The sequence below is a fragment of the Pseudonocardia benzenivorans CB1190 genome, from assembly GCF_000196675.2.
GTDB classification, from domain to species: domain Bacteria; phylum Actinomycetota; class Actinomycetes; order Mycobacteriales; family Pseudonocardiaceae; genus Pseudonocardia; species Pseudonocardia benzenivorans.
The window spans coordinates 1,048,570-1,066,909 of sequence record NC_015312.1 but is presented as its reverse complement, the minus strand read 5'-3'; the positions used below and the strand labels follow the sequence as shown (position 1 = coordinate 1,066,909).

General features: G+C 73.4%; 15 protein-coding genes. 4 read left to right on the top strand and 11 right to left on the bottom strand.

The window, feature by feature from the left end:
- Positions 1 to 49: 49 nt before the first annotated feature.
- The 6 genes from PSED_RS05145 to typA form a co-directional block, all read right to left on the bottom strand.
- A complete protein-coding gene (locus tag PSED_RS05145) occupies positions 50 to 2,164 on the bottom strand; it encodes an ABC transporter ATP-binding protein (protein WP_013673195.1) in 2,115 nt (704 codons plus the stop codon).
- Entirely contained in the window at positions 2,164 to 3,135 is a 972-nt protein-coding gene (locus PSED_RS05140) for an ABC transporter permease (protein ID WP_013673194.1), read from the bottom strand. The genes PSED_RS05145 and PSED_RS05140 overlap by 1 nt, the downstream gene beginning before the upstream one ends.
- A gap of 83 nt (positions 3,136 to 3,218) precedes the next feature.
- Complete coding sequence (locus PSED_RS05135) at positions 3,219 to 4,169, bottom strand: ABC transporter permease (RefSeq protein WP_233899304.1); 951 nt, start codon at positions 4,167 to 4,169, stop codon at positions 3,219 to 3,221.
- A 48-nt stretch (positions 4,170 to 4,217) separates the two neighbouring features.
- The gene (locus tag PSED_RS05130) at positions 4,218 to 5,921 is read right to left on the bottom strand and encodes a peptide ABC transporter substrate-binding protein (protein ID WP_013673192.1); all 1,704 of its coding nucleotides are present in this window, start codon (positions 5,919 to 5,921) and stop codon (positions 4,218 to 4,220) included.
- A gap of 237 nt (positions 5,922 to 6,158) precedes the next feature.
- Positions 6,159 to 8,120 (bottom strand): ABC transporter family substrate-binding protein, encoded by a 1,962-nt coding sequence (locus PSED_RS05125; RefSeq protein WP_143770366.1) that lies wholly within the window; start codon positions 8,118 to 8,120, stop codon positions 6,159 to 6,161.
- Between the two features lie 33 nt (positions 8,121 to 8,153).
- The gene (typA, locus tag PSED_RS05120; RefSeq protein ID WP_013673190.1) at positions 8,154 to 10,091 is read right to left on the bottom strand and encodes a translational GTPase TypA; all 1,938 of its coding nucleotides are present in this window, start codon (positions 10,089 to 10,091) and stop codon (positions 8,154 to 8,156) included.
- 72 nt (positions 10,092 to 10,163) lie between these two features.
- Here typA and PSED_RS05115 point away from each other — a divergent pair, with 72 nt between their 5' ends.
- Complete coding sequence (locus tag PSED_RS05115) at positions 10,164 to 10,304, top strand: hypothetical protein (protein ID WP_162471757.1); 141 nt, start codon at positions 10,164 to 10,166, stop codon at positions 10,302 to 10,304.
- Positions 10,305 to 10,436: 132 nt separating this feature from the next.
- Here the strand turns inward: PSED_RS05115 and PSED_RS05110 are convergent, their stop codons facing one another.
- From PSED_RS05110 to PSED_RS05090, 5 genes are all read right to left on the bottom strand, one after another.
- The gene (locus PSED_RS05110) at positions 10,437 to 11,246 is read right to left on the bottom strand and encodes a type IV toxin-antitoxin system AbiEi family antitoxin (RefSeq protein WP_013673188.1); all 810 of its coding nucleotides are present in this window, start codon (positions 11,244 to 11,246) and stop codon (positions 10,437 to 10,439) included.
- Positions 11,247 to 11,463: 217 nt separating this feature from the next.
- Positions 11,464 to 12,297, bottom strand: a complete 834-nt coding sequence (locus PSED_RS35475) for an NUDIX domain-containing protein (RefSeq protein WP_041759292.1) — start codon at positions 12,295 to 12,297, stop codon at positions 11,464 to 11,466.
- A 26-nt stretch (positions 12,298 to 12,323) separates the two neighbouring features.
- Positions 12,324 to 13,643: a sensor histidine kinase gene (locus PSED_RS05100; protein ID WP_013673186.1), complete on the bottom strand. Its 1,320-nt coding sequence runs from the start codon at positions 13,641 to 13,643 to the stop codon at positions 12,324 to 12,326.
- Positions 13,640 to 14,326 (bottom strand): response regulator transcription factor, encoded by a 687-nt coding sequence (locus PSED_RS05095; protein ID WP_013673185.1) that lies wholly within the window; start codon positions 14,324 to 14,326, stop codon positions 13,640 to 13,642. Before PSED_RS05095 ends, PSED_RS05100 begins: the two co-directional genes overlap by 4 nt.
- Before the next feature lie 84 nt (positions 14,327 to 14,410).
- Positions 14,411 to 15,295, bottom strand: a complete 885-nt coding sequence (locus tag PSED_RS05090; RefSeq protein WP_013673184.1) for an IS5 family transposase — start codon at positions 15,293 to 15,295, stop codon at positions 14,411 to 14,413.
- Positions 15,296 to 15,450: 155 nt separating this feature from the next.
- On the opposite strand from PSED_RS05090, the gene PSED_RS05085 reads away from it, so the two are divergent.
- The 3 genes from PSED_RS05085 to PSED_RS05075 are packed head-to-tail and all read left to right on the top strand — an operon-like array spanning position 15,451 to position 18,319.
- Positions 15,451 to 16,491: a LolA family protein gene (locus PSED_RS05085; protein ID WP_013673183.1), complete on the top strand. Its 1,041-nt coding sequence runs from the start codon at positions 15,451 to 15,453 to the stop codon at positions 16,489 to 16,491.
- Positions 16,488 to 17,468: an ABC transporter ATP-binding protein gene (locus PSED_RS05080; protein ID WP_013673182.1), complete on the top strand. Its 981-nt coding sequence runs from the start codon at positions 16,488 to 16,490 to the stop codon at positions 17,466 to 17,468. Before PSED_RS05085 ends, PSED_RS05080 begins: the two co-directional genes overlap by 4 nt.
- Entirely contained in the window at positions 17,468 to 18,319 is an 852-nt protein-coding gene (locus PSED_RS05075) for an ABC transporter permease subunit (RefSeq protein ID WP_013673181.1), read from the top strand. The genes PSED_RS05080 and PSED_RS05075 overlap by 1 nt, the downstream gene beginning before the upstream one ends.
- The last annotated feature ends 21 nt before the right edge of the window (positions 18,320 to 18,340 follow it).

The following is an 18,340-nucleotide window of genomic DNA, read 5'->3' as shown; positions in this document are numbered from 1 at the left end:
GTTGCAGGAAAGTGCCGTTCCTGCGGAATCCCGGCGCCCACCGCAGGGCTCAGCCGCGCAGGACCTCCCGCTCGCCGGCGAAGTGGCACGCCACCTCGTGGCGCTCCGACCCGGCGGCGGGCACCAGCGCGGGGGGCTCCTCGATGCAGCGGCGCTTCTCGTCGTCGGAGAGCTGCAGGTGCTTCCAGCAGCGCGTCCGGAACCGGCAGCCGGACGGCGGGTTGGCCGGGTTCGGGACGTCGCCGGTGAGCACGATCCGGTCGCGCACCCGCTCCACGGCGGGGTCCGGGATCGGCACCGCCGAGATGAGCGCCTGCGTGTACGGGTGCTGCGGGTGCTCGAACAGCGTGTCCCGGTCGGCGATCTCGACGATCCCACCCAGATACATCACGGCGACCCGGTCGGAGATGTGCCGGACGACGGACAGGTCGTGGGCGATGAACAGGTACGTGAGCCCGAACTCCTGCTGTAGTTCCTCCAGCAGGTTCAGCACCTGGGCCTGGATGGAGACGTCCAGCGCGGAGACGGGCTCGTCGAGCACGACGAACTTGGGGTTCAGCGCGATCGCCCGCGCGATGCCCACGCGCTGGCGCTGCCCGCCGGAGAACTCGTGCGGGTAGCGGTCGGCGTACTCGGCGGCCAGCCCGACCGTCTCGAGCAGCTCGGGGATGGTCGAGTCGGTCAGCTCGCCGCCGAGCAGCTCGTACTTCTCGGTGAGGATCTGGCGGACCGTCATCCGCGGGTTGAGCGAGGCGTAGGGGTCCTGGAAGACGATCTGCATGTCCGCACGCGCGGTGCGCAGGTCGTGCAACGAGAGCCCGGTGACGTCGCGGCCGGCCAGCTCGATCGTGCCGCTCGTCGGCTCGTGCAACCGCAGGATCGCCCGCGCGGCCGTCGACTTGCCGCAGCCGGACTCGCCGACGAGCGACAGCGTCGACCCCGCCGGGATGTCGAGCGACACCCCGTCGACCGCCCTGACCTCCCCGACGGTCCGCTTCACGAACGTGCCGACCCTGATCGGGAAGTGCTTGACCAGGTCACGCACGTCGAGCATCGGTGGCCGCTGCTCGACGGGCGTCTCCGCGGCGACCACGGGCGCGGGCTCGCGCGGACGCTCGTGCGCGATCGCGACCTCGTCGGGGTGCACGCACGCGTGCCGGTGCGACGAGCCCGGCGCGGCCGCGACGAGCAGCGGGACGTCGGCCCGGCAGGCGTCGGTGGCGAACCGGCAGCGCGGGTGGAACGGACAGCCCTCCGGGACGCGCGCGAGGTTGGGCGGCTGGCCCGGGATGGGCTCCAGCTTCTCCGGCCGGGCGTGGTCCATCCGGGTCAGGCTCGAGAGCAGGCCGTGGGTGTAGGCGTGCCGGGGCGCGGTGAAGATCTCGTCGTTCGTGCCCTCCTCGACGACGTGCCCCGCGTACATGACCATGATCCGGTCGGCGTGCGCGGCGACGAGGCCGAGGTCGTGGGTGATCAGCACGATCGCGGTGTCGCGCTCGGCCTGCAGCTTCTCCAGCAGCGCCATGATCTGCGCCTGGACGGTGACGTCGAGCGCGGTCGTCGGCTCGTCGGCGATGAGGACCTTGGGGTCGTTGGCCAGCGCCATCGCGATCATGGCGCGCTGCCGCATGCCGCCGGAGAACTCGTGCGGGTACTGCGTGGCCCGCAGCCGCGGGTCGGGGATGCCGACCTCGGCCAGCAGCTCGACGGCCCGCGTCTTCGCCGCCATCTTGCCGACGCTCTGGTGCGCGCGGATCATCTCGGCGATCTGGTCGCCGACACGAAAGACCGGGTTCAGCGCGGTCAGCGGGTCCTGGAAGATCATCGCGAGGTCGCTGCCGCGCAGTTTGCGCTGCTGCGACTCCGGCATGTCCAGCAACGACCGGCCCTCGAGCAGCACCTGGCCGCTCGGGAACGTCGCGGGCGGGCTGGGGACGAGACCGAGCAGCGTCATCGCCGAGACCGACTTGCCCGACCCGGACTCCCCGACGATCGCCAGCGTCTCGCCGGAGTCGACGTACCAGCTCACCCCGTCGACGGCCTTGACGGCGCCGCCCGCCGTGTCGAAGTGCACGCGCAGGTCGCGGACCTCGAGCAGGTGGTCGGACTGCGTCGGCTGCGCGGCCTGCCGTCGCCGTGACGGCCGCGGTGACGTCGGAGCCATCAGTTGCCTCCCCGCAGCTTCGGGTCGAGGGAGTCGCGCATTCCGTCGGCGACGAAGGCGAAGCCGAGCGTCGTGATCGCGATCGCGAGTGCGGGCGCGAGCCACAGGTACGTCATGCCCGGGACCCGCAGGAACGGGGTCGCCTGCGAGATCAGCCTGCCCCATTCGGGGACGTCCGGCGGCACGCCGATCCCCAGGTAGGACAGCGACGCCATCGCGACGACGACGACGCCGATGCTGGTGAACGAGTAGACGAGCACGGGCGCGATGGCGTTGGGCAGGATGTGGCGCAACACGATCCGCCGGTTGCCCGCGCCGATCGAGCGGGCCGCCTCCACGTACTCGGCCTCGCGCAGCGCGAGCACCTGGCCGCGGGTGAGCCGTGCGGTCGTCATCCAGCCGAGCACGACGAGCGCGACGATCACCGGGGTGACACCGCCGCCGACGGCCCGGACGATGACGATCGCGCCGACCAGCGGCGGGAACGCGAGGAAGACGTCGATGAAGCGCGCGACGACCCCGTCCCACGCGCCGCCCTTGAAGCCCGCGACCGCACCCAGCGTGATGCCGATGAGCAGCGAGAACGCCACCGTCAGCAGGCCGACCGTGATGGCCAGCCGGCAGCCGTAGATGATCCCGGAGAACAGGTCGCGGCCCAGGACGTCGGTGCCGAACCAGTGCTCGGCGCTCGGCGGCTTGAGCGTGTTTGCGAGGTTCTGTTCGAAGGCGTTGTACGGCGTCACGTACGGACCGATGATCGCGAGCAGGATCAGCACGGTCACGATCGCGAGACCGACCATGGCCAGCCGGTTGCGCCGGAAGCGTCGCCAGACGTCGGCGAGCTGGCCGGAGCCGCGCGCCCCGATCGGGACCGCGGCGCCGCTCGTCGCGGAGTCCGCCCCGGGGAGCAGGACGCCCGCGCCCGCCTCGGCGTCGACCGGTGGGCCGCCGGCGGAGGTCGGAGTGGTCATGTGGTGGGACCGCCTCAGGAGTGTGTCTGTTCGGGCCGCGTGTCCGTGCGGCCCGGGTGGCCGTTCGGGGCCGGGGAGCCGGCTCAGTTGAGCCGGATCCGCGGATCCAGGAACGCGTAGAGGATGTCGACGATCGTGCTCAGCACGACGTACGCGACGACGCTGAAGATGACGACGGCGATGATCACCGGCGCGTTGCTCTTCACGATCGCCGTCGACAGCAGGTAGCCGACGCCGTTGTACTGGAAGATCGTCTCGGTGATGATCGCGCCGCCGAAGAGCACGCCGAGCGAGACGCCGACGTAGGTGACGACGGGGATCAGCGAGTTGCGCATGGCGTGCTTGCCGATGACGGTCCGCTCGGACAGGCCCTTGGCACGGGCCGTGCGGATGTAGTCGGCGCGCAGCACCTCGAGCATGGACCCGCGCATGAGCCGTGCGATGAACGCCGCGTCGATGATCGCCAGGGTGAAGGCGGGCAGCAGCACCTCCTGGTACCAGGGCACCTGGACCGTGAAACTTCGTGGGACCGAGGGGAAGGGACCCCATCCCGCGACGTTGGCGACGAGCACGACGCCGATGACGAACACGGGGATGCCGATCGCGAGCGTCGCGATGACGGTGACCAGCACGTCCCAGAACGAGTAGCGCTTGACCGCGGCGATGACGCCGGCCACGACACCGATGAGGATGTCGATGACGATCGCGACGAGCGCGAGCCGGACGGTGTTCGGGATCGCGGCCTCGAGCATCTGTGCCACCGGGCGGTGCTGCTCGAAGTCGATGCCGAAGTCGCCGCGCACCATGTTGCCCAGGTAGATCACGTACTGCAGCGGCAGCGGCTTGTCGAGGCCGAACTTCGCGCGGTTGGCCGCGGCGATGTCCGGCGGAACGGCCTTCTCCCCCGACGACGCGAACGGGTCACCGATCGCGAAGGTGGCGAGGAAGATCAGGAGTGTGGCGGCGAGGATGACCAGGACGGCCTGGACGACCCGCCGCAGGATGAAGCGACCCATTGTTCCGGCTTCCGACACGGAGGGACGGTGCCCGGCCCGAGTCCCGGGCCGGGCACCGTCGCCGTGTCACTTGATGGTGATCTCGGACAGGGTCGGGTTCTCCCAGAAGTCCATGTTGACGTTGCCGAACTTCGCGGTGTTGGCCAGCCGGAACTGCTGGCGGGCGAAGAGCGGGATCAGCGCCATGTCGTCGCCGATCGCGATCTTCTCGGCCTGCTTGTACAGGTCGTTGCGCTTGGCCACGTCCTGCGTACCCGCCGCCTGGGCGAGCAGCTGGTCGAACTGCGGGTTGCTGTAGCGGCCGCGGTTGTCACCGTTGGCGACGTCGTTGGGCGTCGCGGCGCCGATCGCCTGCGTCGACAGCAGGGGCTGCAGGAAGTTGCCCGGCGTCGGGTAGTCGGCGGTCCAGCCGGCGCGGAACAGGCCGGTCGCATTGGGCTGCTGCTCGTTGACCAGCAGGTCCTTGAACGGCACGCCCGAGTAGTTGACCTTGAGCCCCAGGTTGGTCTCCAGCTGCTGCTTCACCGCGGCCGTCCACTCCTCGTGGCCGCCACCGGTGTTGAACTGGAAGTTGACCTCGGTGCCCGGGGTCAGGCCGGCCGATGCGGCCAGCTTCTTCGCGTCCTCGGGGTCGTACTTGCAGGCCGTGCAGACGCCGGGCTGGTAGGCGTTGGTGAACGACGCCGGGATGAACGCGTCGGCCGGGACCTGCGAGCCCTGGAAGACGCCCTGAGCGATCGCGTTGCGGTCGATCGCCTCGGAGACGGCCTTGCGGGCGTCGGCGGTGTTCAGCGGCTTCGTGGTCACCGACACGAGCAGGTAGTTGATGCCCGCCGTCTTCTTGGAGATCCACTGGTTCTTCGACTCGTTCGCCGCGCGCGCCTGCGTGAGCAGCGGCGTCGGGATCCGGGCCCAGTCGAACTGGCCGTTGTTGAAGCCGTCGTACTCGGCCTGGATGCCGGTGTCGGCGGGGGTGATGGTGATCTCGACGGCGTCCAGGTTCGCTTTCGGACCGGCGCTGTAGCTGTCGTTGCGGACCAGCTTGATGCCCTTGTCGTGCTGCCACGGACCGTCCATCTTGAACGGGCCGTTGCCGATGGGCATGTCGTTGTAGGTCTTGTTGTCGGCCGCGCCGGCGACCGTCGGGACCGGCGCCAGCGGCGGCGCGGCGGTGCGCAGCTCGAACTCGCAGTCGGCCTTGGACAGCCCGACCTTCAGGACGTTCGGGTCGGTGGCGTCGACGCCCGAGAGCGTGCTGGCGGAGCCGTCCTGCATCTGGGCGAAGCCCTGCACCTCGTCGAGGTGGTAGGCGACGTCGGAGGCCGACGCCTTCGCCGAGGTGCGCTCCCAGCCGCGCTTGAACGCCGCCGAGTCGACCGGCTCGCCGTTGGAGAACACCTGGTTGGGCTTGAGGGTGAACGTCCACGCCGTGCAGTCGGCGTTGGGCTCCCACTTCGAGGCCACACCGTCGTAGACGTCGCCGTTGGGCTTGACGTTGACCAGACCGGTGAACAGCGCCTTGTTGACGAGGATGCCCTCGGACTCCTGGGCGTTGTACGGGTCGATCGCGGTGGGCTCGGTGATGCCGAGCCGGAACGTGCCGCCGGGCTTGCCGGCGACGGGCGGCAGGTCCTGCGTCTCCGGGAAGCCGACGGCGGTCTGTCCGCTCCCGCCGGTCGACTGGTTCGACTTCTGGCTGCATCCCGTGAGGACCATTGCGGCCACCGCGGTGAGCGCGATGGCCGATGCGGCCGCCCTCGATCTCCTCATCGACTCCATGCCTCTCTGCTGTCGTGACCGGTCCCCGCGGGTTCGCCGCGACGTCCCCGGTCAGTGACCCCGGATCGCGCCATGTGTGGGGCGAACCAGCATTGCTCGGGACGGTAGGAAGCGCGTCGGGGCACGTCACCGACCCCCGGCCGATCGTGACCAAAGGGTGATTCGCTGGTTACGACGTGCAACAGTCTGCGCTACCGTGCGGTAACTTAGCGCTGGGCCGGGCGACACTCAACTCGAGGGGGTCCGCCACCGCTGCGCGCCGGTGAACGGACCGGTCGACAGCGGCCCCGGCGAGATGTCCGTCGACTCCGTCGCGGCCGGCGTGCTCACCACGAGACCGACCGGCTGGTACAACGGCAGCACCGGCAGCTGGGCCCACAGGACTCGCTCGACGACGGCCTGCGTGTCGACGCCGGCGGTACCCGCGACGAGCCCGTCGAGCAGGCTCTGCAGCGCCGGGAAGCAGAACCGGGTGGGGCTGGCGGCGACGGCCGTCGTTCCGCCGGGGACGGGCCGCGGGCACCCGTAGTCCGACGCGTACCGGGCACCGACGTCCCCGCCGACGGGCCGCGGCAGCACCATCACGTCGGCCCGCAGCGGTCCGGACGCGGGCGGCGCGGTAGTACTGGTGGGCGGCCCTGTCGACCCGGACAAGGCCGTCGTCGACGGAACGGTCGTCGACGGAACGGTCCTCGCCGGAGCGGTCGTCGTGGCACGGCCGGGGGACCGGGTCGTCGTGGGGGGCGCGGTCGTCGGCGCGCCGGACGCCGTGTCGGACGGGGTGGGCGTCGTCGTGGTGGGCGGGGTGGCCGGCACCTCGGGCTGGACGAACAGGTCGGCCGCCGGGGGCGCGACGACCGTGGTGCCGATCCCGGCCGCGTCCAGCTGCGTCGCGACGGCCTCGGCGAGCCGGACGTCGTCGGGACGTTCGGCGGCCGCCCCGATCACCAGCCGCAGCGGCCTGCCGCCGATCCCCCACCGGCCCTGCGCGTCGCGGACGTACCCCGCCGCGAGCATCAGCCGTTGCGCCGCAGCAGGATCCGGCCGAGCCGGGGGTCCGGCGGGAGCCGTCGAGGCGTATCCGGGCTCCGACGGCGCGAGCCCGAACGCGTCGGCCGCCACCGCGCCCGGCGCGACCTGCGTGCGCAGGGCCTCCCGGTCGAGGGTGGCGGCGACGGCCTGGCGGACCCGGACGTCGGCGAGCGGGCCGGTGTCCGAGCGGAACGCCAGGCTCGTGACGACGGGCTGCGGCGCCTGCTGCGTCCGGTACGCCGGGCCGAGCGCCGCGAGCAGCTGGCTCACCGTCGGGTCCGACTCGGGCAGCGCGGCGTCGAGGTCGCCCGAGCGCAGCTCGTCGACCATCGTCGAGTCGTCGACGGCGCGCAGCACGATGCGGTCGAGCGTCGTCGGGCTGGCCCAGTAGAGGTCGTTGCGGGTCAGCACGACCTCACCGCGGGCCCGGTCCACCGAGGCGATGCGGAACGGGCCGCCCGACGCCGGCAGCCCGTTGGCCAGTGCGCCGGTCCAGGAACCGGGAGCGTCCTTGAGGATGTGCGCGGGAAGCAGGCCCGAGAACAGCTGCTGCCACTGCGGGTACGGCTGGGAGAACACGACGTCGACGGCCTTGCCGCCCGCGCGCGACCGGACGTCGCTGATCAGCCGGTAGCCCGCGGCGTCGACGGTCCCGGGCTCCGAGCGCATCCGGTCCCACAGGTAGACGAAGTCCTCCGCCGCGATGGGCGCGTTGGTCGTCCACGACGCCTGCACGTTGAGCTCGTAGCTCACCGTGAACGGGTCGGTCGACGTCACGCGGGCGCTCGTGGCGATCGTCTGGTCGAGCTGCAGCGTCCCCTCGGCGTCGGGCCGGAACACCGAGGGCAGCACGAGCGTCGAGAGTGCCGTCGTCACCGGGGACTGGTCGGAGAGCAGATGGGGGTTGAAGCCCGCGCCCAGCGACGGCACGCCGACCGTCACCGTCGTCGGCTCGGGCGTCGCGGCGGTCGACGGCGCCGGGGCCGGCGGGACGACCTGCGGCGCAGGCTCGTTCACGCACGCCGCGAGCAGCCCGGCCAGCAGCAGGACCAGTACCGCGCGCAGCGACGCCGGACCGACCGTCCCGCCGCTGCCCGTCACCCGCTCCTCCTGCGCCGCACCACCACCCGGCCCCGGCAGTACCGGGCCGCGACCCATCGTCGCATCGCGGCGAGGGGCCGCTGCGTCGGGTCAGTTGGCGGCTGCGGCCTTGGCCCGGGCGCGGGCCCGGCCGCGGGCGTGCGAGTCGAGCTCCACCTTCCGGATGCGGACGTTCTCCGGCGTCACCTCGACACACTCGTCGGGCGCGCAGAACTCCAGCGACTGCTCCAGCGTCAGGATCGTCGGCGGGGTGAGCTTGACGAGCTCGTCGCCGGTCGACTTCCGCATGTTGGTCAGCTTCTTCTCCCGCACGATGTTGACCTCGAGGTCCTCGTTGCGGGTGTACTCACCGATGACCATGCCGTCGTAGACCTGGGTGCCCGGGCCGACGAACAGCACGCCCCGGTCGGCCAGCGCGTCGACCGCGTAGGCGGTGACGGCACCGGCGCGGTCGGCGATCAACGAGCCGCGCAGCCTGCTGGAGATCTCGCCGACCCAGGGGCCGTAGCCGTCGAACACGTGGCTGGCGATGCCGGCGCCGCGGGTGATCGTGAGGAACTCGGTGCGGAAGCCGATCAGGCCCCGCGACGGCACCCGGAAGTCGAGCCGGACCCGGTTCTCCCCGTGCACCATCTGGCTCATCTCGCCCTTGCGGGCGGCCAGCAGCTGGGTGACCGCACCGAGGCTGTCGGTGGGCACGTCGATCGAGAGCTGCTCGAACGGCTCGTGCAGCTTGCCGTCGATCACCTTGGTGACGACCTCGGGCTTGCCGACGGTCAGCTCGAAGCCCTCGCGGCGCATCGTCTCGACGAGGATGGCCAGCGCGAGCTCGCCGCGGCCCTGCACCTCCCAGGTGTCGGGCCGCTCGGTGGGCAGCACCCGCAGCGAGACGTTGCCGACCAGCTCGGAGTCGAGCCGACCCTTCACCTGACGGGCGGTGAGCTTGCCGCCCGGGTGCGGGTCGCGGCCGACGAGCGGCGAGGTGTTGATGCCGATCGTCATCGAGATCGCCGGCTCGTCGACGTGGATGCGCTCCAGCGCGACCGGGTTCTCCGGGTCGGCGAGCGTGTCGCCGATCATGACGTCGGGGATGCCGGCGACGGCGACGATGTCCCCCGCGTACGCGACGTCGGTGGGGACGCGGGTCAGCGCCTCGGTGCGCATCAGCTCGGTGATCTTGACGCGGGTGACCTTGCCGCCGTCCTGCATCCACGCGACCTGCTGCCCGCGGCGGATGACGCCCGCCCGGATGCGGCACAGCGCGATGCGGCCGAGGAAGTTGGTCGCGTCGAGGTTGGTGACGTGCGCCTGCAGCGGCGCGGCCGGGTCGTCCGACGGCGGCGGGACGGTGTCGAACAGGACGTCGAACAGCGGCTGCAGGCCGTCGGAGTCGGGCAGCTCACCGTCGGCGGGCCGGGTGCGGCTGGCCTTGCCCGCCCGGCCGGAGGCGTAGACGACCGGCAGGTCGAGCAGGTGCGCCGTCTGGTCCTCGTCGAGCTCCAGCTCGTCGGCGAGCTCCAGCAGCAGCTCCAGCGACTCGTCGACGACCTCGGCGATCCGGGCGTCGGCCCGGTCGGTCTTGTTCACGACGAGCATCACCGGCAGCCCGGCGGCCAGCGTCTTGCGCAGCACGAAGCGCGTCTGCGGCAGCGGACCCTCGGAGGCGTCGACGAGCAGCACCACGCCGTCGACCATCGACAGGCCGCGCTCGACCTCGCCGCCGAAGTCCGCGTGCCCGGGGGTGTCGATGACGTTGACCGTGACGCCGTGCCAGTCGACCGTGGTGTTCTTCGCGAGAATGGTGATGCCCTTCTCGCGCTCGAGGTCGCCCGAGTCCATGACCCGGTCCACCGGCTCGGCACGTTCGCCGAACGCGCCGGACGCGCGCAGCATGGCGTCCACGAGCGTCGTCTTACCGTGGTCGACGTGCGCCACGATGGCGACGTTGCGCAGCCCTCCGCGCGCGTCCGGCAGGCCGCGGTCCGCGGTCGCCGGTGCAGCGTCGAGGGTGGATCCAGCTGTGCTCACACTTCACGGTATCCCGACGACACCCTGGCCCTTCCCCAGGCATGAGGTTAGGCTCGCCTGACAATGGGCAAGGTGAAGAAGAAGTGCTGCCGATCGAAGCCGAAACGGTGCAAGAACTGCCCGGTCGTCGCGCTCCGGCTGCGCCGGCTCGGGGCCGACGAGCTCACCGGCAAGAAGCTCCGGAAGGCACTGGAGCGAGCCCGCGTGTACTGACTCCGACCTGCTGTTTCCCGCCGATCCCGGTGCGCCGGTCGAGGCCCGCGCCCCGTCGACGTGCGAGCGGTCGCGCCGCCGTCCGCTGACGACGGCACCGCCCTGCCCGCGGCCGCGCCCGGGTGATCGGAATCACCCCGTGATCCGGGCCCTCCCCAGCGCCGCGACCGTCTCCAGGACCTCCGCGACGACCCACTCCGGACGCCCGACGAGATCCCCCGGCCCGACCTCGAGGACCGCCCAGCCCGCCGGGGCCGGGGTCCCGGCCTCGGTGACCGCGAGCCGGGCCGCCGGGCAGACGACCGCCGCGTACCCCGGCTCCGCGAGCACCCGCGCGGGCACGCCGCCACGGCGCAGCATCCCGGCCAGCCGCAGCCGCGCCGCCGACCGCGCCCGCTCCCCCGCCTCCCGCAGCAGCCGCTCGCCCCGGCCCTCGTCGCGACGGGCCGCGGCGAGGACGTCGTCGAAGCCGACGACCCGGTGCAGCACCGCGTCCAGGAACGCCGCCCCGGCGGGGCCGAGGGCGAGCGCGGCCTCGACCGTCGTGAGCGGGCCGGCGGTGACGGCCAGGCCACGGTGCTCGTCGAGGTCCGGCACCGGCAGGGTCCGGCGCCGGACCGTGACGCCCGGGCGCTTCCCGGGCGAGCGTCGCCGCGGGACCGTGACGGCGACGGTCGCCGGCGCCCGCACCGGCATCCCGTGCCACCACGCCGCCGCCACCCCGGACAGCACCGCCCCCTCCCCCGCCCACAGCACCGCCGCCCGCACGCGCGCCTCCGGGGTCGGCTGCGTGGCGACGGTGAGGTAGACCCGAGGATGCAGCGGGCGCCAACGTCTGCGCGCGAGGCGGTGGTCGATCTCGTCGGCCGACAGGCCCGCCGCCAACGCCTGCTCCCTGGAGACGACGCCCGCCTGCCGCGCCCGTAGTTCGTCGAGGCACATGCGGCTCCGACGACCCGCCGACCCGCCCGGTTCCCCCGTCCTGCGAGGACGTCGCACCTGCGAACCCGCCGCGTCGCAACGCCGGGCTCCCGACCGACCGAGCGCAACCCCACTGCTCCCGCGCCGCCCGATCCGGACGCTCAGGTTGCGCGCCACCGTCCGGGCGCAACGCCGCTGCTCCTGCCCGACCCGATCCGGACCACGTGGCCGCCCCGGGTCAGGTGCCGAGAACCGCGCAGAGGTCGGGCAGGACGGCGCGATCGGCGTCCACCCAGTCCAGGGTCGCGAGCCCGGCCGCGTCCACCCACCGCACGGCGGCGTGTTCCAGTGCCGCCGGCTCGGCCGAGCCGGGCCGTAGCCGCGCGAGGTGCACCCGCAGGAGCCCGGCGTCGATGGGCAGGTCGGTGCCCAGCCGGCCGCAGGCGACGACGTCGGCGCCCAGCTCCTCCCGCAGTTCCCTGGCCACCGCGGCGTCCTCGCTCTCCCCCGTCTCGACGCTCCCGCCCGGTAGCTCCCAGCGGCCGGCGAGCGCGGCGGGCCGGGTGCGCTGCGCGGCGAGGACGCGCCCGTCGCGGACCAGCGCCGTCGCGACGACGATCCGCGCCCCGGCCGCGACGCCCACCCGCTCGGCCAGCTCCGCCGCCCGCGCGCCGAGCACGCCGCGCAGCAGCGGGCGCAGGACGAGCGGGTCGGCGAGCGGCCCGAACGGGGCGCGCCAGGTCAGCGTGTCGGTGACGCGGGTGCCGGCCGCCGCGACCTCGAGCGTGGTGACGTGCGTCAGCTCCGGCACCGGGCCGCGGACCAGCGACGTCGCGAACCGCGCGGGCGTCACCTCCTCGACGACCGTCTCCCCGGGAAGCGTGAGCGGCATCCGCGCGAGCACCCGGACCCGCAGCCGCACCCGGTCGCCGGGCGCGAGGAGCCGCACGTCGGAGGCGTAGCCGTGGCCCGCGCGGGCGAGCGCCGCGGCGGCGACCTCGGAGTCCCGCAGCAGCCCCGCGACGGTGCGGCGTGGCGCGGCGACGACGTAGGACAGCTGCTCGACGGGCACGGCGTGATCGTCGCAAAGCCCGGCGGTCACGAGGCGGCGGGCCAGCGCACCTCCAGCCGGGCACCGCCCTCGGGCGCGGCGGCGGCCGCCACCGACCCGCCCCGGCCCCGCACCAGGCCCTCGACGAGCGCGAGGCCCAGCCCGGCCCCGCCCCCGTCGACCGACACCTCCGGGGCGAGGCGGGTGAACCGGTCGAACACCCGCCCGCGGTCGGCCTCGGGGATGCCGGGCCCGTCGTCGTCGACGACGAGGCGCACCCACCGGCCCGCCGGCAGGACACCGACGCGTACCAGGGAACGGGCATGGCGGACGGCGTTGCCGAGCAGGTTGTCGAGCACGAGATCGACCTCGCCCGCGCTCGCCGCCGCCCGCGCCGGCCCGGGCGCGACGATCTCGACGGCCGGCCCGCCTGCGGGCAGCCGGGCCACGGCGGCGCGCGCGGCCGCGCCGACGTCGACGGCCTCGGCGGCGGGCCGGCGGCCGGCGTCGGACCGGGCGAGCGCGAGCAGGTCCGACAGCAGCACGGTCATCCGCTCGGTCTCGCTCGCGATCGACCGCAGCGTCTCCTCGGAGAGCTCCGGATCCGGGTGCGCGACGGCCACCTCGGCCTGGGCCCTGATCGACGCGACGGGCGAGCGCAGCTCGTGCGCGGCGTCGCCGGTGAACCGCTCGAGGCGGGCGACGGCCTCGTCGCGACGCGCGAGCAGCGAGTTGATCGCCTCGGCGAGGGCGCGCAGCTCGTCGCGGGGCTCGGGCAGCGGCAGCCGCTCCCCGGGCGGCAGCGCGGCGGCGGCCGCACGCATCCGGTCGACGGGGCGCAGCGCCGCCCGGGTGGCCGCCCACGCCGCGAGCGCGATCACGCCCGCGACGACGAGCGCCGCGAACAGGAACCCGACGGCGGCCCGGCCCAGCAGCGTGGCCCCGCCGACGAGCGTGCCGCTCGCGACGACGAGCCGCGTCGACCCATCGGGCACCACCACGGGCACCGCGAGCCACCGCCGGAACTCCCCGCCGCCGAAGGTGGTGATCGCCGCTCCGCTCGCGAGACGGCGCACCTCGTCGCCGCGCAGGGGCAGCGGCCCGCGGCCGTCGACCGGGTCGCCCGCCGTGTCGACGACGCGCACCGCCGGGCCCGCCGCGGGCGGCGCGCCGGTGTGCACGCGGCCGGCGACGTCGGTCGCCTGGACGCGCAGCTCGGCGTCGGCGGACCCGGTGAGCGTCGACGCGACGAGCCCTGCGCCCAGGCGCGACAGCGCGAGCAGCGCGACGAGCGCGACCGCGCCGACGACCAGCGTGATCCGGAACCGCAGCGTGCGGCGCGTCCACCACCGACGCAGCCGGGTCACGCGCCCGAGCCCACCAGGTAGCCGAAGCCGCGGACGGTGCGCAGCAGGTGGCCCGCGCCGACGGCGTCGAGCTTGCGCCGCAGGTAGCCGACGTAGACCTCGACGACGTTGCGGCTCGCGGCCTGCGCGTCGCCCCACACCAGCCGCAGCAGCTCGTCCTTGGCGACGGCCGTGTCGGGCCTGCTGGCGAGCGCGTGCAGCAGCGCGAACTCCCGCGGCGACAGCTCCATCGCGTTGCCGTCGTACGACGCGCTGCGCGCCGCCGGGTCGACGACCAGACCGCCGAGGCGGACCTTCTGCCCGGTGCGGCCCAACGTCGCGTCGCGGCGGCGCAGCATGGCCTTGAGCTGCGCCACCAGCACGACGAACGAGAACGGCTTGACGAGGTAGCCGTCGGCGCCGAGGTCGAGCCCGTCGGCCTGGTCGACCTCCCCGTCCTTGGCTGACACCAACAGCACCGGGGTGTCGACGCCCGCGGCCCGCAGGTGTTCGAGCACCCGGTAGCCCGACAGCCCGGGCAGGATGATGTCGAGGACGACGGCGTCGAAGCTGCCGGTCAGCGCGGCGCGCAGCGCGGATGGGCCGTCGCCGACCGCGACGACCTCCATCCCCTCGGCGGTGAGCCCGCGGTGCAGCGCGGTGCGCACCCCGGGCTCGTCGTCCACCACCAGCACGCGCGCCATCGACGGGGACGCTACTGGTCGGCACCGACGCCGGGGAGGGCCGTCCACAGGTCGGGCTAAGAGAGTGTTGTAGAACCTCGGTGGTCAGTCTTTGAGGTCTTCTGCTAGTCGGCGGGCGGCTTCCTTCTCGATGTCGCTGCGGGGAGCGGGGAGTTCCTCACCGGCGAGGCGGGCGGCCATCAGCCGGATCATCGCGAACTTGATCATCGCCTCGGCGTGGGCAGTCTTGCGTTCGTAGTCCCGGGCCAACCGTCTACACCTCGTCAACCAGCCGAAGGTTCTCTCGACCACCCACCGGCGGGGCAGCACCTGGAACCCTTTCACGTCGGCGTTACGCGGCACCGCGACCACCTCCAGCCCCTCACTGCGCCGGGCCCAACCGACCAGGCCGGCGTCCACCGAGTTGACATAGCCGCCGTCGACCCACACCAACCCGAGCAGTGGGAACCGGGCCCGGGCACCGGACAGCATCAACCGGGCCCCGGCCCGGTCCTGCACCGACGCCGAGTGCACCACCACGTGCAGCACCAGGCCCAGGGTGTCGACCAGCAGGTGGCGCTTGCGGCCCCGGACGCGTTTACCGGCGTCGTAGCCGATCTGTTCACCGCCCTCGCTGGACCTCGCCGACTGGGAGTCCAGCACCGCCGCCGAGGGCTGCGGGTCACGCCCGTCGGCGATGCGGACCCGCTCACGCAGCACCTCGTGGACCCGGTCCCAGGTGCCGTCGCGGGTCCAGGCCCGAAACCACTGGTAGGCGATGCTCCACGGGGCCAGATCGTGCGGGACCAGCCGCCAAGCGCACCCGCTGACCAGCACATAAGAGATCGTGTCGATGATCAACCGGCGGGAGTGCACGTACGGGCGCCCGCCCAACACCGCCGCCGGGCGGGGCAGCAACGGCTCGATCAACACCCACTGGGCGTCGGTCACCGAGGAGTCATACGCCGGTTTGCAGGTACAGACACACACCCGACCGGATGATCAACAGGTCCGGGCGACTACTACGGCCGCCACGCCGAGTGATCACCAGGTTTCACAACACTCTCTAAGCGGACTCTCAGCGGGCTCAGGGCCCTCTCAGCACGAGGCTGGGCCCCGCTGCACCGATGCGTCAGGCTGGGCCCATGGCTACACGACGTGTCTGGGCCCGGGCCGGGATGGGACTCGCGGTGGCGGGTGCCGTCGGGCTGGGACTGCTCGCGATGCCCGCCGGAGCGGGTGCCGCACCCGAGCTGCCGCCGGTGAGCGCGGAGGATCTCGTCGCCTCGGTGATCCAGTCGAAGGACCCGGGACCGTTGCACGGCACCGTCACCCTCGACAACCAGCTGGGGCTGCCCGCGATCCCGGGTGTCCCGCAGGCCGCCAACGGGTCCAGCACCGCGCAGGTGTGGTCGGACGGCGCCGGAAAGGGGCGGCTGTCGATCCCCAGCAGCCAGGGCGAGAAGACGATCGTCGACGACGGCACCACGGTGTGGGCGTGGGACTCCGCGGACCGGACCGTCACGAAGAAGGCCGTCGGCACGGACACGCACACGCCACCGGAGGCGACCGCGACCGACCCGGCCGCCGCCGCGGCCAAGGCCGTGCAGGACCTGCGCGCGACGAGCAGCGTCGACGTCGACGGCACCGCCACGGTCGCCGGACGCCCCGCCTACGAGCTCGTGCTGCGGCCGCTGCCGTCCGAGCGGACGCTGCTGCGCGAGGTCCGCGTCGCCGTCGACTCGGAGAAGCGGATCCCGTTGCAGCTCACCGTGCTCGCGAACGGGTCGTCCGACCCGGCGCTGCAGGTCGGGTTCACGCAGCTCGACTTCGGGGCGCAGGACCCCGCGCTGTTCGCGTTCACCCCGCCGCCCGGCTCGACGGTCACCGACGCGCCCGCGCGGCCCGGTGGCGCGCAGCAGCACGAGCAGGGGCAGGAGCCGACGGTCGTCGGCGACGGCTGGGACACCGTCGTGATCGCGACGCTGCCGCCCGCCGACCAGCAGCCGGCGCCGGGGCGCGACGGCGCGCCGGACCTGTCGTCGCTGGGCAAGCCGGTCAGCGGCGCGTGGGGCAGCGGCCGCGAGATCGACACCGCGGTCGCGACGGCGATCATCACCGACGACGGCCGGGTCGCGGCGGGTGCCGTCCCCGCCCAGGTGCTCACCGAGGCGCTCGCGAAGTGACCGCACCCGCCGGGCAGAGCGCCGCCGCCGGTGAGCGCGGTGCCGCGGGAGCCGCCGCGGCGGCGCCTCCCGCGGCCGCCGTCCGCGGGGTGCGGAAGGTGTTCGGGAAGACCGTCGCCGTCGACGGGATCGACCTCGAGGTCCCGTCCGGCGCCGTGCTGGGGATGTTGGGGCCCAACGGCTCCGGCAAGACGACGCTCATCCGCATGCTCCTCGGACTGACCCGCCCGACCGAGGGCAGCGCCGAGCTGCTGGGCCATCCCGTCCCGGACGCCACGGAGCAGGCGCTGCCGCACGTCGGGGCGCTCGTGGAGGGGCCGGGGTTCCACCCGTTCCTGTCGGGCCGGGAGAACCTGCGCCGGGTCGCGGCCACCGAACCCCTGCTGGCGAGCGCGCAGATCGGCGACGCCGTCGGCACCGCGCTCGAGCGCGTCGGGCTGTCCGACGCCGCCGACCGCCGGTTCCGCGGCTACTCGCTCGGCATGAAGCAACGGCTCGGGCTGGCCGCGGCACTGCTGGTGCCGCGCAAGCTCGTCGTGCTCGACGAGCCGACCAACGGCCTCGACCCCGCCGGCACCCGCGACGTCCGGCGGATCGTCGCCGAGCTGCACGCGGGTGGCGCGACGGTGCTCGTGTCGTCGCACCTGCTGGCCGAGGTCGAGGCGACCTGCACCCACGTCGCGGTCCTCCAGACCGGCACCCTCGTCGCCGCCGGCGAGCTGTCGGTACTGCTGGAGGCGGGGACGGGCGGGCTGGTCGTCAGCACGCCCGACGTCGATCTCGCGCTCGAGGCGCTGCGCGGCGTCGGCGCCACGGCGTTCGCGGAGGGCGACGGCGTCGTCGTCGCCGACGGTGGGCCGCCCACGCCGGAGGTCGTCGCGCTGCTGGTCCGGGCGGGTGTCGCGGTGTACGAGGCACGGCGCAGGCGGGCCCGGCTCGAGGAGCTGTTCGCCCGCCTCACCGGGGAGGAGACCTGATGACCGCGTCGCTCGTGGAGACGGGCACGACGCCGCATCGGGGGTCCGCCCCGATGGGCCGGCTGCTCGGCGCCGAAATGCGCTGGGTGCTGCGCCGGCCGCGGACGCTGGTGATGCTCGGGCTGTTCGCGCTGGTCCCGATCCTGATCGCGATCGGCGTCGTCGTGGCCGACCGCGGCGGCAACGGGCTGATCGGTGCGATCGCGGGCAACGGGCTCGTGCTGCCGGTCGTGGCCATGACGCTGATGCTCGCCCTGTTGCTGCCGCTGGCCGTCGGGATGGCCGCGGCCGACGCGATCGCGGGCGAGGCCGCCCACGGGACCCTGCGCGGCCTGCTCCTCGCGCCGGTCGGGCGCGGCCGGCTCGTCGTGATGAAGGCGTTCGGGGTCCTCGTGGTGACCGTGGTGGCGACGCTGGTCGTCGCGGTCGTAGGGGTGGTCGCCGGCCTGGTTGTGGTGGGCGGCGCCGACGGCACGCTCGTCACCCTCTCCGGCACGACGCTCGGGTTCGGCGAGGCGATGGGCCGCGTCGGGATCGCGGCGCTGTGGACGGTCGGCCAGCTCGCCGCGGTCGGCGCGATCGCACTGGCGATCTCGGCGTTCACCGAACACCCGCTCGTCGTGTTGGCGTCGGTGCTGGGCGGGCTCATCGTCTTCGGGGTGCTCGGCGCGATCCCCGCGCTCGACTGGTTGGCGCCCTACCTGCTGACGACGGGCTTCTCCGCGGGCGCCGACGTCCTGCGCGACCCGATGTCATGGGGCGACATCGGCGGGAGCACCCTGCGGGCGTTGTGCTACATCGCGATCGGCGGCGGGATCACGACGAGCCGGATGCTCACGCGCGACGCCTGAGGTCGTTCTGCGGGAGGATGG

What these genes read in the sequence shown, in the direction of transcription:
- PSED_RS05075 (WP_013673181.1), top strand. Translation starts at nt 17,468, where the DNA reads ATGACCGCGTCGCTCGTGGAGACGGGCACGACGCCGCATCGGGGGTCC.
- PSED_RS05130 (WP_013673192.1), bottom strand. Translation starts at nt 5,921, where the DNA reads ATGAGGAGATCGAGGGCGGCCGCATCGGCCATCGCGCTCACCGCGGTG.
- PSED_RS05125 (WP_143770366.1), bottom strand. Translation starts at nt 8,120, where the DNA reads ATGGGTCGCGGCCCGGTACTGCCGGGGCCGGGTGGTGGTGCGGCGCAG.
- PSED_RS05085 (WP_013673183.1), top strand. Translation starts at nt 15,451, where the DNA reads ATGGCTACACGACGTGTCTGGGCCCGGGCCGGGATGGGACTCGCGGTG.
- PSED_RS05140 (WP_013673194.1), bottom strand. Translation starts at nt 3,135, where the DNA reads ATGACCACTCCGACCTCCGCCGGCGGCCCACCGGTCGACGCCGAGGCG.
- PSED_RS05145 (WP_013673195.1), bottom strand. Translation starts at nt 2,164, where the DNA reads ATGGCTCCGACGTCACCGCGGCCGTCACGGCGACGGCAGGCCGCGCAG.
- PSED_RS05110 (WP_013673188.1), bottom strand. Translation starts at nt 11,246, where the DNA reads ATGTGCCTCGACGAACTACGGGCGCGGCAGGCGGGCGTCGTCTCCAGG.
- PSED_RS05095 (WP_013673185.1), bottom strand. Translation starts at nt 14,326, where the DNA reads ATGGCGCGCGTGCTGGTGGTGGACGACGAGCCCGGGGTGCGCACCGCG.